The sequence below is a fragment of the Amycolatopsis sp. NPDC031561 genome (assembly GCF_055580625.1).
Genome location: NZ_JBVILA010000003.1, coordinates 106,450 through 121,906, shown reverse-complemented (window position 1 = coordinate 121,906; position 15,457 = coordinate 106,450). Strand labels below are relative to the sequence as shown.

Here is a 15,457-nt window from a genome sequence, read left to right as displayed (position 1 = left end):
GGGCCTCTTTCCTAGTCTGGGTACTGAAAAACGTCGTCGAGCCCGACGCCGAACACCCGGGCGATCTGGAAGGCCATCTCGAGGGACGGCGAGTAGCGGCCCTGTTCGATGGCGATGACCGTCTGGCGTGTGACGCCGATCCGATCCGCCAGTTGCGCCTGCGTCATCTCGCCGGCGGCGAAGCGCAGGCCGCGGATCGAGTTCATGACCTTGGTCGGTTTCACCATGTCTGGAATCCCCGGCGGTAAGCGGCGATCTTCGCGATCGAACCGAGCAGGGAGGACAGGACGAAGGCGAGGTACACGGTGTTGGCGATCCAGAAGTGGTCCAGTTCCGCCATCGCCATGACGAGCGCCGCGACGCCGCCGATGACGACGAACGACTGCCCGACGTGCTCACCGAACCGGCCGATTTCCCGGTCTCGCTGGTCTTTGCGCCCCGCGTCACGCGGTGAGGTGACCGACGCCGCGATGTGCAGCACGATCGAGGCCACGATGGCCGCCCCGATCGTCCACAGCAACGGTGCCACGTAAGGGACATCGGCGAGCGGGCCGGATCTCGCCCCGCCGAGGACGACGATCAGGTACGCCGCGTAGGCGAAAACCGTGACCACGAGCATGATCCACGCGCGCTTCTCTTCCAGTGCCACGCGGTCCAAGGTAAAGAGTTCTAGACACCATGTCAAACATTCTTTACCTCGGTGGCCCTGATCGGGTGCTAACGATCAGCCACCCTGGCACGACTCTCTTCGGTCTCATCACCACAGACTGGAGTCCCGGGATGACGAAGACCGCCTGCCGGATCGCCCTGCTTCTCGCCGTCGGCGCGCTCGGTCTCGCCGCGTGCGGTGCTCCGAACCCGCGGCCGGGGGCGCCGGCGACCGTCACGGAGACGGTGGTGAGCGCGCAGCCGTCCAGCCGGGCGAGCGCTCCGACAACGGCGGCCGCCAAGCTCGTCACCGTCCCGGACGTCTCGGGGATGAACCATCAGGACGCGCAGGACGCGATGCAGGCGGCTGGTCTGTACAACCTGCGCGAAGTCGACGGGAGCGGCAAGGGCCGGATGCTCGTGATGGACCGGAACTGGGTCCAGACGGGTCAGGACCCGGCGCCGGGGACGAAAGTCGCCGCCGACGCGGTGATCACCCTGACCGCGGTCAAAATCGGCGAGAAGTGACTCAAGCCTCGACGGTGAGGGTTTCGTTCAGCGTCGCCCGGTGGGTCGGCTTCGCCTCTTCGTAGCGACGGCGGCCTTCGTCGGTCACGACGACGAAGATCCCGCGCCGGTCCGACTCGCAGAGAGCGCGCTGCACGAGCCCCTCGCGCTCGAGGCGGGCCACGAGTCGCGAAGTGGCGCTCTGGCTCAAGTGGACGACCTCGGTGAGATCGGCCGCGCGGCATTTGCCGACGACACAGTTCACCAGGCGTTCGAGGGCTTCGAATTCAGTGACGCCGAGGCCGTGGCGCTCCTGGAGCCGGCACTCGAGCCGTCCGAAGACCGCCGCGTGCCGTGCGGACAGGGCGTGCCACTCCTGCAGCAGGTCTTGTTCGGCGACGTCGCTCACGCGGCCCAAGATAGCATGCACATGAATTTTATGCAAAGTCATTAAATGCACTTGCATTAGATGCGTGTGCATGTACTGTACGGATCATGAGTTCTTCCGTGCAGCTGTCCACCAGCTCTACAAGGTGGGACGCGCGCCTCTGGGGTGTCCTGCTCACTGTGTCCGTCGTCGTGGGCCTCGACGCGCTCGACGTGTCGATGGTCGCCGTCGCCCTCCCGTCCATCCAGGCCGAACTCGGTCTCTCCACCGGTGCCCTGCAATGGGTCATCAGCGCCTACGTGCTCGGCTACGGCGGCCTGCTGCTCCTCGGCGGGCGCACCGCCGACCTGCTCGGCAGGCGCCGGGTCTTCCTCGTCGCCGTCGCGGTCTTCGCGGTCGCTTCCCTGCTCGGCGGTCTCGTCGACGACGGCGCGCTGCTGATCGCCACCCGCTTCATCAAGGGCCTCGCCGCCGCGTTCACCGCGCCGGCCGCGCTGTCCATCATCACCACGACCTTCCACGAAGGCCCCGCCCGCAACCGGGCGATCAGCATCTTCGCCGTCTTCGGTGCCAGCGGCTACTCCGCGGGCCTCGTGTTCTCCGGTCTGCTCACCGAGGTGGGCTGGCGCTGGACGTTCCTGCTGCCGGTGCCGATCGCGCTCGCCGCGCTGGCCGCCGCTGTCAAGCTGATCCCGTCCTACCGCCCGCAGGAGGGTGGCGGCTACGACTTCCCCGGCGCGATCACCGGTGCCGCCGGTTCGCTCCTGCTGGTCTTCGCCGTGGTCGAGGCGCCGGAGATCGGCTGGGCCTCCCCGAGGACGCTGATCACGTTCGCGCTCGCGCTCGCGTTGCTCGTCACCTTCGTGCTCATCGAGAAGCGCAGCAAGCACCCGCTGCTCCGCCTCGGCATCCTGCGCTCGGGCCCGCTGGCCCGCGCCAACCTCGGCGGCGCGACGTTCTTCGGCGCCTACATCGGTTTCCAGTTCGTGGTCATGCTGTACCTGCAGACCGTCCTCGGCTGGTCCGCGTTGCAGACCGCGCTCGGATTCCTGCCCGCCGCGCTGATCGTGGCCTTCGGTTCGCCCAGGATCGAGCCGCTGATCGACCGGCTCGGCACGCCGCGCACGATCCTCGCCGGAGTCGTCGCCCACGTCATCGGGTACGCGCTGTTCCTGCGGATCGACGAGAGTTCCAGCTACGCCGGTTCGGTGCTGCCGAGCATGATCCTGCTGGGTGTCGGCTTCATGCTGGCGTTCTCCTCGCTCAACATCCAGGCGACCAACGGCATCTCCGACGACGAGCAGGGGCTTGCCGGCGGCCTGCTGAACACGTCGATCCAGGTCGGCGGTGCGATCGGCCTCGCCGTGGTGACCGCGGTCCTGACCGGCAACGCGGGTGGCGCCACCGGCCCGGCCGCGCTGCTGAACGGGTTGGCGCCCGCGCTGACCGTCGTCACCGGCATCGCCGTGATCAGTGTCCTGGTGGCGCTGTCCGGGGTCGTCGGCCTGCGCAAGGCCGAAGCCCGCTCCGCCGTCGCCGAACCGGAGTTCGCCGCGGCCGAATGACCAGGGGGTGATGGCCCCTTCCCGCGCTCGGGGGCGGGAAGGGGCCTTTCGCTACCAGCGGATTGGCAGGGACTTCAGCCCGTTCTGGAAGTTCGACCGCAACCGCACCGGGGCGCCGTCGAGTTCCACCTCGCCGGGCAGGTCGAGGACCGCTTCGAACATCGCGCGCAGCTGAACCCTGGCGAGCTGGGCGCCGAGACAGAAATGCGGGCCGTGCCCGAAGGTCAGATGGTCGTTGGGCGTCCGGCCGATGTCGAAGCGGTCCGGGGCCTCGAAAACGGACTCGTCGCGATTCGCCGACGAGAACCAGACGACGACCTTGTCACCCGCGCGGATGTCCACATCGGACAGGACGACGTCTTCGGTCGCGGTCCGGCGGAAGTGCATGACCGGCGTCCACCAGCGGAGCATCTCTTCCACCGCGCCGGGAAGCAGCGAACGGTCGGCCAGCAGCCGCCGGTACTGGTCCGGATGCGACAGCAGCGCCAGCATCCCGCCGGGGATCCCGTTGCGCAGCGTTTCGTTGCCCGCCACGGAAAACAGCCAGAACAGATTCTCGAACTCGTCGATCGAGACCCGTCCTCCGTATTCCACGTGACCCATCAGGTTGCTCATCACGTCGTCGCCTGGGTGCCGTCGCTTGTACTCGCCGAGCGCGGTGGCGTACGCGTAGAGATCCGGCATCCCGGCGCGGGTGCGCGGATCGGGCATCGCACCGTCCGGGCCCGGAACCGGCCGCACGGCCAGCGCCGCCCGCGCGAGCTCGGTGACCTCGCCCGCCTCGACGGTCGCGCTCACCGCGTAGTCGGCGTCCTGGTAGCCGATCACGCGATTGCTCCAGTCGTACATCAGCCGCCGGTCCTGTTCGGGGATCCCGAAGACCTCGGCGAGCGTCAGCAGCGGGAGATCGGCGGCGACGGCGGCGAAATCGCATCGCCGTTCCGCCGCGACCGCGGTGATCAGATCCCTTGCCCAGCCGTGGATCCGCTCGGTCAGCCTGCCGATCGCGCGCGGCGTGAACGCCTTGGTGAGCAGGCCCCTCAGCCGGGCGTGCTCGGGCGGATCCATGTTGAGCATCATCCGGCGGACGTAACCGAGGTCCTGTTCGGTCGCCGGATCCCGGATCTGCGTCCCGCCCAGATGCGACGAGAACAGCTGCGGATTCTTCAGCACGTACTTGACGTCCGAATGTCGGAGCACGGCCCAGAAATCATCCATCCGCACGACCGGCGACTCCCGCCGCAGCGCCGCGAGGTGCTCGTACGGCACTCCCCGGGTATAGGTGTCCGGATCGGTGATCACGGCTCCGAACACTAGCCCGTGTCGTGCGCGTCTGTTCGCGGTCTTCGCGCCCAAGTGGTCCCTGACGTCACGAGCGATCCAGCCGAGTACAACCCGGTACGAGGCCGAATCGCCCGTGACGTCAGGAACCACCTGGATCACGAAGCCCATCGAACAGACGCACACGACACGGACTAGCCCGCGGACGGGGGACTGGGGAAAGATCCGTCCGGTGGAAACCCTGAAGATGCGCACCGCCGGAACCGATGGCCCCGCCGTGCTCCTGCTGCACGGCCTCGGCGCGACGGGAGCGGTCTGGGACGGCCTCATGGCGGAGCCGGGATATCGCTGGCTGGCGCCCGACCTGCCGGGACACGGGGGATCGGCCCGGTTGCCGCACTACTCGTTCGGCGGTCTGGCCGCGACTGTCGCCGACGCGCTCCCGGAACGCGGTCCACTGCTGGTGATCGGCCATTCCCTGGGCGGCGTGGTCGGGCTCGCGCTGGCCAGTGGCTGGTTCGGGGTGAAGGTCGCCGGGCTGTTCGCGGTCGGCGTCAAGGTCGAATGGAGCGAGAGCGACCTTTCGAGGGCGGCCGCCATGGCGGCCAAGCCGCCGAGGGTGTTCCCGACCCGTGAGGACGCCGAACGCGGCTTCCTCAAGCTCGCCGGTCTGGTCGGGATCGCCGAGGCGGATCCCGACGGCGTGGCCGAAACCGAAGGCGGCTGGCGGCTGGCGCTCGACCCCCGGGCGTTCGGCGTCGGCGCTCCCGACATGCGTGGCCTGCTCGGCGCGGCGCGCTGCCCGGTCGTCCTCGCGGCCGGAGAACACGACCCCATGAGCCGCCCCGAGCAGCTTCGCGCGCTCAGCCCGCACTCCGCCGTACTCCGGGGACTCGGCCACAACGCCCACGTCGAGGACCCGTCCTCACTCCTGCCCTTCCCCCGGCAATTCGTCCTCTAGTTGCGGTAGTTCGCCGGCGAACTACCGCAACTAGAGGACGAAACGCGGGGAATCTTGCCCAGGACGGCGATGCCTTCGGCGATGTCACTCGCCGGGCTGGCCCCGTAGCCGAGGACGAGACCCGGATTCATCGGCCGCTGGCAGTGCCACGACAGCGGTTGCACCTTCACGCCCTGCTCCAGCGCGGCGGCGGCGAAGTCGAGGTCGGAGAACTCGGCGTCGAAGGTGATCGTCAGGTGCAGACCGGCGGCCGCGCCGTGCACCACGGCGTCCGGGAGATGGGTCCGGAGCGCTTCGATCATCGCGTCCCGCCGGCGGCGGTGCCGTTTGCGCACGAACCGCAGCTGCCGCTCCATCTCGCCGGATTCCATGAGATGCGCGAGCACCAGTTGCGGGAGGACGGCGTTGCCGAGGTCGGCGAACCGTTTGGCCGCGACCACCTCGTCCCGGTACCGCGGCGGCACCAGCATCCAGCCCACCCGGAGCGCGGGCGCGAGCCACTTCGACACGCTGCCCGCGTAGCAGACCTGTTCGGCCAGCATCGAGCGCAGCGCGGGGACCGGCGGGCGGTCGTAGCGGTGCTCGGCGTCGTAGTCGTCCTCGATGATCAGCCCGCCGTCCGCGGCCCAGCGCATGAGCTCACGACGGCGTTCCCCGCCGAGCACGACACCGGTCGGGAACTGGTGCGCGGGCGTGAGCAGGACGGCGGGCGCGCCGCTGCGGACGAGCTCGTCGACGTCGATCCCGTCCTCGTCGACGCGGATCGGCGGCGTCGCCAGCCGCCGGTCGTGCAGATGCTGCCGCGCGCCCAGCGAGCTCGGATCCTCGACGGCGATCTCGGAGATCCCGTTGTCGCACAGCACCTGGGCCAGCAACCCGAGACCCTGCGCGACGCCGGCGACGATCAGGACGTCGTCGGCGTCGGCGGTGATGCCCCGGGTGCGGGCGATCCAGCGCGCGATGGCCAGCCGCAGCGCGGGCGCGCCACGCGGGTCGCCGTAGCCGAAGGCCGCCGCCGAGAGGTCGTTGAGCACGGTGCGTTCGGCGCGCAGCCAAGCCGTCCTCGGGAAGGCCGTCAGATCCGGTACGCCGGGGGACAGGTCGATCTTCGCCGGTGTCGACCGCAGTGAATCGAAGACGCCGATCCCGGGGGCGGGCCGGAAGATCGTGCCCGCCGACGGCGGACCGGGTGCCGCTTGCTCCTTCGTCCTCGCGGGTGCCGCGACGACCACGGTGCCCGCGCGGCCGCGGCCGGCGACGTGGCCGTCCTCGACCAGCCGTTGGTAGGCCTCGGTGACCACGCCGCGCGAGACCCGCAGGTCCGCGGCCAGCGCCCTGGTCGCGGGCAGCCTGCTGCCGACCGGCAGGCGGCCGTCGGAGATGGCGTGCCGCAGCCGCGACGCCAGCCAGTCCGACCGGCGCCCCGGCGGCGCGTCACCGATGTCCAGCTGCAGGAAGTCCGAGCCCTCGGCAGTCACCTGATCATTGTGTCATTCGGGCTCGTAGGCGAGGTTCGGGCGCAGCCATTGCTCCATAATGGACAGTTCGAGGCCCCGCCGGGCGGCGTAGTCCTCGACCTGGTCCTTGCCGAGCCGTCCGACGGTGAAGTACTTCGACTCGGGGTGGGCGAAGATCAGCCCGGACACGCTCGCCGCGGGTGACATCGCGAAGGACTCCGTCAGCATCATTCCGAGCTTGTCGGAGTCGAGCAGGTCGAACAACTCCTGCTTCTCGCTGTGGTCCGGGCTGGCCGGGTAGCCGAGCGCGGGGCGGATCCCGCGGAACCTCTCGGCGTGCAGGTCTTCCAGCTTCGGATCGGCGTCCGGCTCGAACCATTCCCGCCGTGCCTTGAGGTGGATGTACTCGGCGAACGCCTCGGCGAGCCTGTCCGCGAGCGCCTTCACCATGATGGCTCGGTAGTCGTCCTGCTTCGCTTCGAACTCGGCGGCGAAGTCCTCGGCACCGAGGATGGTGACCGCGAATCCGCCGAGGTGGTCGCCCGCCCCGGCCGGGGCGATGTAGTCGGACAGGCAGCGGTTCGGCCGCTCCAGCGGCTTCTTCGTCTGCTGGCGCAGCATCGGGAACTTGACTCCCGACTCCAGGATGATGTCGTCGCCCTCGGAGTGCGCAGGCCAGAACGCGTACGCGCCCTTGGCCTGGAACCGCTCCTCGGCGACGATCTGGTCCATCAGGGTGTTCGCGTCGTCGAACAGTTCCTGCGCGACCGGGTTCGAGAGGATCGCCGGGTACTTGCCCTTCAGCTCCCAGGCCAGGAAGAGGAAGGTCCAGTCGACCATCTCGCGCAGTTCGGTGAGCGTCGGCGAGATGTACCGGACGCCGGTGAACTCGGGCGTCGGGACCTCGTCGAAGGACACCTTCTCCGGGTTCGCCCTGGCCTGCGCGACCGTCAGCAGCGGGGTGCGTTGCTTGTTGGCGTGCTGCTCACGCAGCTTCTCCTGGTCGGCCCGGTTGTTCTTGTCGAGGATCTCGGCGCGGTCCGCGTCGAGCAGGTCACCGACGACACCGACGACGCGGGAGGCGTCGAGGACGTGCACGGTCGTGTTCTCGTACGCGGGCGCGATGCGGACCGCGGTGTGCTGGCGTGACGTGGTCGCGCCGCCGATCAGCAGCGGCAGTTTCAGCCCGCGCCGCTCCATTTCGGTGGCGACGTTGACCATTTCGTCCAGCGACGGCGTGATCAGGCCGGAGAGGCCGATGGCGTCGGCGCCCTCGGAGACGGCGGTGTCCAGGATGACCGAAGCCTGGACCATCACGCCGAGGTCGATCACCTCGTAGTTGTTGCAGCCGAGGACGACGCCGACGATGTTCTTGCCGATGTCGTGCACGTCGCCCTTGACCGTCGCCAGGACGACCTTTCCGTTGCCCTGGCGGGTTTCTACCCGTCCTTCGAGGCGCGCCTTCTCCTTCTCGGCCTCCATGTACGGCTCGAGATAGGCCACCGACCGCTTCATCACGCGGGCGCTCTTGACCACCTGCGGCAGGAACATCTTCCCGGATCCGAACAGGTCGCCGACGATCTTCATGCCGTCCATCAGCGGACCTTCGATGACCTCGAGCGGCCTCGGCAGCTTCTGGCGTGCTTCCTCGGTGTCGTCTTCGATGTAGTCGACGATGCCGTGCACCAGCGCGTGGCTGAGCCGTGCCTCGACCGTGCCTTCGCGCCAGGACAGGTCGATGACACGCTGGGTTCCCTTGCCACTGACCGTTTCCGCGAAGGTGACCAGCCTGTCGGTGGCGTCTTCACGGCGGTCGAAGAGGACGTCCTCGACCAGTTCCAGCAGATCCTTGGGGATGTCCTCGTAGACCGCGAGCTGCCCGGCGTTGACGATGCCCATGTCCAGCCCGGCGCGCACCGCGTACAGCAGGAAGGCGGAGTGCATCGCCTCACGGACGATGTTGTTGCCGCGGAAGGAGAACGAGAGGTTCGAGATACCGCCGCTGATGCGCACGCCGGGACAGCGTTCCTTGATCCGCGGCAGCGCGTCGATGAACGCCTTGGCGTACCCGTTGTGCTCGGAGATACCGGTCGCGACCGCGAGCACGTTCGGGTCGAAGATGATGTCCTCGGCGACGAAACCGGCCTTCTGCGTCAGCAGATCGTAGGCGCGACCACAGATCGCGACCTTCCGGTCGGCGGTGTCGGCCTGGCCCTGCTCGTCGAAGGCCATCACGACCACGCCCGCGCCGTAGTCGCGGATGCGCCGGGCCTGCTGGAGGAACTGCTCCTCGCCCTCCTTGAGGCTGATGGAGTTGACGACTCCCTTGCCCTGCACGCATTTCAGCCCGGCTTCGAGGACCGTCCACCGCGAGCTGTCGATCATGATCGGCAGCCGGGCGACCTCGGGTTCGGTGGCGATGAGGTTGAGGAAGGTGGTCATCGCTTTTTCGCTGTCGAGCAGGTCGGCGTCCATGTTGACGTCCAGCAGGTTCGCCCCGCCGCGCACCTGCTCCAGCGCGACGTCGACGGCGGCCTGGTGGTCGTCGGCCTCGATCAGCTTGCGGAACTTGGCGGACCCGGTGACGTTGGTCCGCTCGCCGATCATGACGAACCCGGTGTCCTTGCCGATCTCGAACGGTTCGAGCCCGCTGAACCGGGTGCTGGCCTTCGGATCCGGGACGGTCCGCGGCGCCATCCCGCGGACCGCGTCGGCGATCTCCTTGATGTGCGCGGGAGTCGTGCCGCAGCAGCCGCCGACGACGTTGACCATCCCCGACGTGGCGAAGTCGCCGAGCAGTCCGCCGGTCTCCTCGGGCGTCTGGTCGTACCCGCCGAACGCGTTCGGCAGTCCGGCGTTGGGGTGACAGGCCGTGTAGGTGCCCGCGAGGCGGGACAGTTCGGCGATGTGCGGCCGCATTTCCTCGGCGCCCAGCGAACAGTTGACACCGACCAGCAACGGTTCCGCGTGCTCGATGGAACTCCAGAACGCCTCGACCGTCTGCCCGGACAGCGTCCGGCCGCTCAGGTCGACGATCGTGACCGAGATCCACAGCGGCAGATGCGGCGCGACGTCGCGGGCGGCGGAGATCGCGGCCTTGCAGTTGAGGGTGTCGAAGATGGTCTCGATGAGCAGCAGATCGACGCCGCCCTCGGCGAGCGCCTTGATCTGGTCCGCGTACGAGGCGTAGACCTCGTCGAAGGTCACCGCGCGGAACGCCGGGTCCTCTACCTTCGGAGACAGCGACAACGTGACGTTCAGGGGCCCGACCGACCCGGCGACGAACTTCCCGCCCGCCGCGTCCGCCGCCTCGCGCGCGATCTGGGCGCCGCGGAGGTTCATCTCGTACGCGAGGTTCTCGAGCCCGTAGTCCGCCTGGCCGATGGTGGTGGCGGTGAACGTGTTCGTCGTCGTGATGTCCGCGCCGGCGTCGAGATACTGGCGGTGGATGTCGCGGACGACGTCCGGTCTGGTGATGTTCAGCAGGTCGGGGTCGCCCGTGATGTCACGGGGGTGTTCCTGGAACCGCTCGGTGCGGTAATCCTCTGGCTTGAGGCCGGCGTTCTGGAGCATCGACCCCCACGCGCCGTCGAGCACGACGATGCGCTCATCCAGCAGCTTTCGCAGGGCGGTCGTTTCCATCCAGCGCTCCTCCCATGTCGTGGGAGGCGCCCTTGCGGTGATGTCCGGGGCCGAGCGTGGCGGACTCAGCGGTCCGTTGCAGCGCCTCTCGACCTTGGCGACCAGAGTACCGGATCTGGACAAGGGCGCTTCGCCCGAATCACTCAGCCGCTGGCCAGGACGGGATGGGTATCCCGCACCGTGGGATCCGGTGCCGACGGCTTGTCCTGGTCGCCGATTCGTGCCTTGCGACGGGCGACCAGCTTGCGGCCGACGTCGATCATCGGCACCTCGACCCAGCGGTAAAGCACGTCGGCCACGATGAGGGCGGCGATGGTCACGCCGACCGCGGTGAGGGTCCGGGCGGTGCCGAGCTGGGGAATCGAGCCCGCGACGACCGTCGAGACGATTCCCTGCAGGAGATAGACGGAATACGACCGCTCGCCGATGAACCGCATCGGCGGTGTGGAAAGGAACCACGCGATCGGGCCGCGCGGGATCAGCGACGTGATCAGCAGCGCGGCCAGCACGGCGTAGACGAGAACGCCGGTCGTGCCGCCGTCGCCGAGGACGGCCTCGATCCTCGTCAGGTTCGTCTGCACCAGTACGAGCGCGGCGAGCACGGGCACGCTCGCGACCGGATGGGTGAAGACGCGAAGCGCGGCGAACCCCTTCCGATGGTGCAAGGCGATGGCGAGCGCGCAGCCGATGAGGATGGGCGCGTACGCGCCGGAGTACGGCAGGACGGGGATCAACGCGGTCATCAACGCCGCCAGCCCGAGTGCCAGGCCGAGGCGCTTCGGGAAGCCCAGCGCCGCGATGCCGAAGGCCAGGAACGGCCAGACGAGATAGAACTTCTGCTCGACCCCGAGCGTCCAGGACTGGGTGAAGGGCGCGTTGGTCACGAACTCGTTCGTGAACGTGAGGTAGTAGGGCATCGCGTCGGCCAAACCGGTGGTGTGGAAGCCGCCACGGAGGTAGATGAACACGACGACGATGCCCAGCACGGCGAAGTACACCGGCAGGATCCGGAAAGCTCGCCGGAGGTAGAAGTCGGTGAGCGAGATCTTCCCGTTCCGGGACTCTTCACGGAGGGCCAGCGTGGTGATCAGGAAGCCGGAGAGGACGAAGAACAGGTGGACGCCGACCCAGCCGTTGGCGACGGCCCACGCCGGTCCGCCGAAGTGGAACACCACGACCAGGAGCGCGGCGATCGCGCGCAGACCGTCGAGGGCTGGAAAACGCCTCGTCGCGAGGTACTGCTCGTGCGTCATCATCACTGGTACCCCTGAAGCGGCCGGAAGGACACGTCACTCTAAAGGCTTAAGGTCAGGTTCTATGTGCTGCGCCCCCGCCTGACTCGGCGGTGGCCGCCGTGTTCGATCTGGCATGTTCGATCATTTCGCCCGCGATGGCGAAGTCGACAGGGGGTATGAGGACGCATGGGCGTTTGGGCGTTCGACTATGTGCACGTGTCGCCCCGGGAGAGCGGTGACGAGGCTCTGGCGGTCGTGCGTGAGATGGCCACGCATGCCTTGGAAGCGCGGGGGAGCGCCGAGTACTTCGAGATGCGAGACGAGCACCATTGGATCGATCTCGAAGTGTTGAAGTCTGCCGACGGTGCCCGGGGGAGGGCGCAGGTCTCCATGCGTCTCGCGCTGTCCAATCCGCCCGGGCTGGAACGCGAGTTGCGCAAGCTGATCGCGGGCTTGCTGGAGCGATGCGGAGGGCGGATCGTCACCATGCAGCCCCGCGATCGCTTCACCAGCATCGAAGGCGACGGTTGGGAGCGCCTGTGGGCGAGGTTCACGGACAAGCAGGCGTGGTTTCGCGAAGGATACGGTCACTTCGACGCGGCGATCAGTGCCGACGACCTCTCCTCGTACATGCGGGAGAACGCTATCTTCCCGCGGAGCGAGGTGCCTCGATTCGCATACCTGCTGGAGGAGAAAATCCTCCGTGACTCGCAAGGGCACGCCTGACCTCAGAAGCCGACGGTCGCCTTCTGGATCTTCACCGGCTTCGCGGGCAGCCCGTCGCCAGGCACGTTCGGATCCGTCGGGATGATGCCGTTCGCCACGATCCGGTCCAGCACCTCCATGCCCCGCACGACCTTGCCCATCACCGAGTAGTTCTTCGGGATGTTCGCGAACGAGTGCACGATGAAGAACTCGCTGCCGTTGGTCCCCGGTCCCTGGTTGCCCATGGCGATGGTGCCGCGTTCGTAGGTCTCGGTGCCGTCGACCTCGTCCGGGAACTTGTAGCCCGGCCCGCCCTTTTCGGCTTCGTAGATGTCGCCGCACTGAAGGACGCCGAGGCGCGCGGAGTTCGTCAGGCGCCAGCACTGGCTGTGGTCGTAGAAGCGCTGCAGGGCCAGGCTCGCCAGGTTGTGCGCGGCGCACGGGGCGGCGCCCGCGCGGTTCAGGCGCACGGTGACGGGGCCGTAGCTGAAGCGGAACGTGACGTCGATAGTGCCGCGGGTCAGCGCGAAGGGGAGTGGTCGGAACACCGGGCGGGCGGCGGGGTTCTCCGGCGTCGGCGTGAACTCGCAACGCACGATGGGCAGTGAGCCCGCGGAGGCGGCGGGCGCGGCCGTGGCCACACCCGGCAGCAGGACGGCGGCGAGAGCGGAAACGACAGCGGTGACACCCCAACGCAGCTTCATGAGGGGGAACCTAACTCAATCGGGTGGTCGTCGGGTAGCGCTTCACGGACGGGGGCCGGTAAGCGCCGGTACCGAGCCGGTTCAGGTGGTCGTGGGGGGGGGGGGGGGGGGGGGGAAAAAAACCCCCCCCCCCCCCCCACGACCACCTGCACCGAACGGCCACCGCATGCTGAGCTCACTCACCGCCGCGTACCTCGCCCTCTCCCTCGTCGTGCTCCCGCCCACCGAGATCCGCCCCGACCAGGTCGACCACGTCGCCCTGCCCTGCGCGCAGGCGGGCGCCTCCGCCGACGACGCCGACACGGCGGGCGCGCTCAATCAGCAGCTCGGCACCAAGATGCGCGGCTACATGAACCCGTACAACACGTCGTGCGCCAGAGCGGTCGTCGAGACCGTCCAGAGATCGGGCCTCAACGAACGCGCGGCGGCCATCGCGATCGCCACGGTGATCGTCGAGTCGAGCATCGCCAACCTCGACGGCGGACTCGGCGACTCCGTCGGGCTCTTCCAGCAGCGTGCGAGCTGGGGGTCCTTCGCGCAGCGGACCGATCCGGTCTGGGCGACCGGCAGGTTCCTCGCCGTGATGCGGCAGTTCTTCCCCGGCGACTCCTGGAACGACGTCGCCATCGGGGACGTCGCCGCGGCGATCCAGCGGCCGGCGGCGAAGTACCGGCATCGCTACGGGGTCGAGGCCGACGACGCGGTCAAGATCGCCGCCGAGTTGTGGGTCCATGACGGCGAATGGCCCCTGTCCTCGACGGAGAACAGGGGCCATTGAGCCGTGAAGGTGCTACTTGCGCCAGGCCGTGCGCTGCTTGCGGATGTCCATCACGAGACCGAACACCAGCGCCAGCGACAGGCCGATCAGCCACAGGTTCTCGGTCCAGCCGTGGTGGTTGCCGTACAGCATCACCAGCAGGATGATCGCGCTCAGCCAGCCCGCGATCCGCGTCGCCTTCGGGAAGGAACCGTGCCAGCCCCACTCGGCCGACGGCTCGTCGTGGGGGTCAACGGTGTCGACGCCCACCCGGCCGCGCTTTTCGACCGCCTTGCTCGCCACGATCAACTCCTCAAAACCCGATGGTTCGCTTGCCCGCGAATGATCCCACACCTGGCTGCACGCGCCCGACGGGCCCCGCGCGACAATGACCCCCGATGACTACCTCGCGAAGTGTGCTCGTGCTCGGTTCGACCGGTTCGGTCGGCGCCCAGGCCCTCGACGTCGCGGCCCGTAACCCGGAGCTGTTCCGGGTCGCCGGGATCGCCGCGGGCGGCTCCGACCCCGCCGCGCTGGCCGCCCAGGCCCTGGCGCACCAGGTCGACGCCGTCGCCGTCAGCAGGCCGACGGCCGTGGAAGACCTGCAGCTCGCGCTGTACGCCGAGGCGCAGAAGCGCGGCTACTCCAGCGGCGACTTCAAGCTCCCGCGCATCTTCGCCGGGGCCGACGCGGTCATCGAGATGATCGACACCACCCCGGTCGACGTCGTCCTCAACGCTCTTCCCGGTTCCCAGGGGCTCGCGCCGACGCTGCGCGCGCTGGCCACCGGCGCCACGCTCGCGCTCGCGAACAAGGAGTCGCTGATCGCGGGCGGGCCGCTCGTGCTGGCCGCGGCCAAACCGGGGCAGCTGGTGCCGGTCGACTCCGAGCACTCCGCGATCGCGCAGGCCCTGCGCGCCGGCCGCGAGTCCGAGGTCGCCAGGCTGGTGCTCACCGCCTCGGGCGGCCCGTTCCGCGGCCGCAAGCGCGAGGAACTGGCCGACGTCACCGTCGAGCAGGCGATGGCGCATCCGACCTGGTCGATGGGCCCGCTCATCACGATCAACTCGTCCACCCTGGTCAACAAGGGGCTGGAGCTGATCGAGGCGAAGCTCCTGTTCGACATCGAGACCGACCGCATCGACGTGGTCGTCCACCCGCAGTCGATCATTCACTCGATGGTGACGTTCGTCGACGGCTCGACGATCGCCCAGGCCAGCCCGCCCGACATGCGGCTGCCGATCGCGCTGGCCCTGCACTGGCCGGAGCGCGTGCCCGGCGCCGCGGCCGCGTGCGTCTGGGACAAGCCCGCGAGCTGGACCTTCGAGCCGCTGGACAACGAGGCTTTCCCCGCCGTCGAGCTGGCCAGGCACGCCGGGACCGTCGGCGGCTGTGTCCCGGCGGTGTACAACGCGGCGAACGAGGAGTTGGTGGCCGCTTTCTTGGCACAGAACACCGGCTTCACCTCGATTGTGGACACTATTGCCCAGGTGGTGGAAGCCGCCGACGAATGGCGTCGCGAACCTCGCGACGTGGATGACGTACTTGCTGCCGAGCGCTGGGCTCGCGCGCGTGCCGGTGCGCTGATCGGTAAGGGGAAGTAGCGC

Annotated in this window: 15 protein-coding genes; 6 read left to right on the top strand and 9 right to left on the bottom strand. The window is 68.6% G+C overall.

Going from position 1 to position 15,457, the window contains the following annotated elements:
- Positions 1-11 precede the first annotated feature (11 nt).
- Entirely contained in the window at positions 12-227 is a 216-nt protein-coding gene (locus ACZ5IK_RS09680; protein WP_465487341.1) for a helix-turn-helix transcriptional regulator, read from the bottom strand.
- On the bottom strand, positions 221-649 hold the full coding sequence (locus ACZ5IK_RS09675) for a hypothetical protein (protein ID WP_465487340.1): 429 nt from the start codon (positions 647-649) through the stop codon (positions 221-223). Before ACZ5IK_RS09675 ends, ACZ5IK_RS09680 begins: the two co-directional genes overlap by 7 nt.
- A 131-nt stretch (positions 650-780) precedes the next feature.
- Between ACZ5IK_RS09675 and ACZ5IK_RS09670 the strand changes: the two genes are divergently transcribed.
- A complete protein-coding gene (locus tag ACZ5IK_RS09670) occupies positions 781-1,176 on the top strand; it encodes a PASTA domain-containing protein (protein ID WP_465487339.1) in 396 nt (131 codons plus the stop codon).
- Between the two features lies 1 nt (position 1,177).
- Here ACZ5IK_RS09670 and ACZ5IK_RS09665 read toward each other — a convergent pair whose 3' ends face one another.
- Positions 1,178-1,564 carry a MarR family winged helix-turn-helix transcriptional regulator gene (locus ACZ5IK_RS09665; protein ID WP_465487338.1) on the bottom strand — a complete coding sequence of 129 codons (387 nt, stop codon included), beginning with the start codon at positions 1,562-1,564 and terminating at the stop codon, positions 1,178-1,180.
- An 86-nt stretch (positions 1,565-1,650) separates the two neighbouring features.
- Between ACZ5IK_RS09665 and ACZ5IK_RS09660 the strand changes: the two genes are divergently transcribed.
- Entirely contained in the window at positions 1,651-3,108 is a 1,458-nt protein-coding gene (locus tag ACZ5IK_RS09660) for an MFS transporter (RefSeq protein WP_101609613.1), read from the top strand.
- Between the two features lie 51 nt (positions 3,109-3,159).
- Here ACZ5IK_RS09660 and ACZ5IK_RS09655 read toward each other — a convergent pair whose 3' ends face one another.
- A complete protein-coding gene (locus ACZ5IK_RS09655) occupies positions 3,160-4,410 on the bottom strand; it encodes a cytochrome P450 (RefSeq protein WP_465487337.1) in 1,251 nt (416 codons plus the stop codon).
- A gap of 211 nt (positions 4,411-4,621) precedes the next feature.
- On the opposite strand from ACZ5IK_RS09655, the gene ACZ5IK_RS09650 reads away from it, so the two are divergent.
- The gene (locus ACZ5IK_RS09650; protein ID WP_465487336.1) at positions 4,622-5,350 is read left to right on the top strand and encodes an alpha/beta fold hydrolase; all 729 of its coding nucleotides are present in this window, start codon (positions 4,622-4,624) and stop codon (positions 5,348-5,350) included.
- Here ACZ5IK_RS09650 and pdxR read toward each other — a convergent pair.
- The 3 genes from pdxR to ACZ5IK_RS09635 form a co-directional block, all read right to left on the bottom strand.
- The gene (gene pdxR / locus ACZ5IK_RS09645; RefSeq protein WP_465487335.1) at positions 5,347-6,828 is read right to left on the bottom strand and encodes a MocR-like pyridoxine biosynthesis transcription factor PdxR; all 1,482 of its coding nucleotides are present in this window, start codon (positions 6,826-6,828) and stop codon (positions 5,347-5,349) included. The genes ACZ5IK_RS09650 and pdxR overlap by 4 nt on opposite strands.
- A gap of 12 nt (positions 6,829-6,840) precedes the next feature.
- The gene (gene metH / locus ACZ5IK_RS09640; RefSeq protein ID WP_465487334.1) at positions 6,841-10,449 is read right to left on the bottom strand and encodes a methionine synthase; all 3,609 of its coding nucleotides are present in this window, start codon (positions 10,447-10,449) and stop codon (positions 6,841-6,843) included.
- Positions 10,450-10,592: 143 nt separating this feature from the next.
- Entirely contained in the window at positions 10,593-11,705 is a 1,113-nt protein-coding gene (locus tag ACZ5IK_RS09635; RefSeq protein ID WP_465487333.1) for an acyltransferase family protein, read from the bottom strand.
- 165 nt (positions 11,706-11,870) lie between these two features.
- On the opposite strand from ACZ5IK_RS09635, the gene ACZ5IK_RS09630 reads away from it, so the two are divergent.
- Positions 11,871-12,410, top strand: coding sequence for a hypothetical protein (locus ACZ5IK_RS09630; RefSeq protein ID WP_465487332.1), 540 nt, complete (start codon positions 11,871-11,873; stop codon positions 12,408-12,410).
- A gap of 2 nt (positions 12,411-12,412) precedes the next feature.
- Here the strand turns inward: ACZ5IK_RS09630 and ACZ5IK_RS09625 are convergent, their stop codons facing one another.
- Positions 12,413-13,093 (bottom strand): peptidylprolyl isomerase, encoded by a 681-nt coding sequence (locus ACZ5IK_RS09625; RefSeq protein ID WP_465487331.1) that lies wholly within the window; start codon positions 13,091-13,093, stop codon positions 12,413-12,415.
- A 166-nt stretch (positions 13,094-13,259) separates the two neighbouring features.
- Between ACZ5IK_RS09625 and ACZ5IK_RS09620 the strand changes: the two genes are divergently transcribed.
- The gene (locus ACZ5IK_RS09620) at positions 13,260-13,871 is read left to right on the top strand and encodes a hypothetical protein (protein WP_465487330.1); all 612 of its coding nucleotides are present in this window, start codon (positions 13,260-13,262) and stop codon (positions 13,869-13,871) included.
- A gap of 12 nt (positions 13,872-13,883) precedes the next feature.
- On the opposite strand, the gene ACZ5IK_RS09615 is transcribed toward ACZ5IK_RS09620, so the two are convergent.
- Complete coding sequence (locus tag ACZ5IK_RS09615) at positions 13,884-14,153, bottom strand: DUF2631 domain-containing protein (RefSeq protein ID WP_101609606.1); 270 nt, start codon at positions 14,151-14,153, stop codon at positions 13,884-13,886.
- A 95-nt stretch (positions 14,154-14,248) separates the two neighbouring features.
- Here ACZ5IK_RS09615 and dxr point away from each other — a divergent pair, with 95 nt between their 5' ends.
- A complete protein-coding gene (gene dxr, locus ACZ5IK_RS09610; protein ID WP_101609605.1) occupies positions 14,249-15,454 on the top strand; it encodes a 1-deoxy-D-xylulose-5-phosphate reductoisomerase in 1,206 nt (401 codons plus the stop codon).
- Positions 15,455-15,457 lie beyond the last annotated feature (3 nt).

What these genes read in the sequence shown, in the direction of transcription:
- ACZ5IK_RS09635 (WP_465487333.1), bottom strand. Translation starts at nt 11,705, where the DNA reads ATGATGACGCACGAGCAGTACCTCGCGACGAGGCGTTTTCCAGCCCTC.
- ACZ5IK_RS09625 (WP_465487331.1), bottom strand. Translation starts at nt 13,093, where the DNA reads ATGAAGCTGCGTTGGGGTGTCACCGCTGTCGTTTCCGCTCTCGCCGCC.
- dxr (WP_101609605.1), top strand. Translation starts at nt 14,249, where the DNA reads ATGACTACCTCGCGAAGTGTGCTCGTGCTCGGTTCGACCGGTTCGGTC.
- ACZ5IK_RS09670 (WP_465487339.1), top strand. Translation starts at nt 781, where the DNA reads ATGACGAAGACCGCCTGCCGGATCGCCCTGCTTCTCGCCGTCGGCGCG.
- ACZ5IK_RS09620 (WP_465487330.1), top strand. Translation starts at nt 13,260, where the DNA reads ATGCTGAGCTCACTCACCGCCGCGTACCTCGCCCTCTCCCTCGTCGTG.
- ACZ5IK_RS09630 (WP_465487332.1), top strand. Translation starts at nt 11,871, where the DNA reads ATGGGCGTTTGGGCGTTCGACTATGTGCACGTGTCGCCCCGGGAGAGC.
- ACZ5IK_RS09680 (WP_465487341.1), bottom strand. Translation starts at nt 227, where the DNA reads ATGGTGAAACCGACCAAGGTCATGAACTCGATCCGCGGCCTGCGCTTC.
- metH (WP_465487334.1), bottom strand. Translation starts at nt 10,449, where the DNA reads ATGGAAACGACCGCCCTGCGAAAGCTGCTGGATGAGCGCATCGTCGTG.
- ACZ5IK_RS09660 (WP_101609613.1), top strand. Translation starts at nt 1,651, where the DNA reads ATGAGTTCTTCCGTGCAGCTGTCCACCAGCTCTACAAGGTGGGACGCG.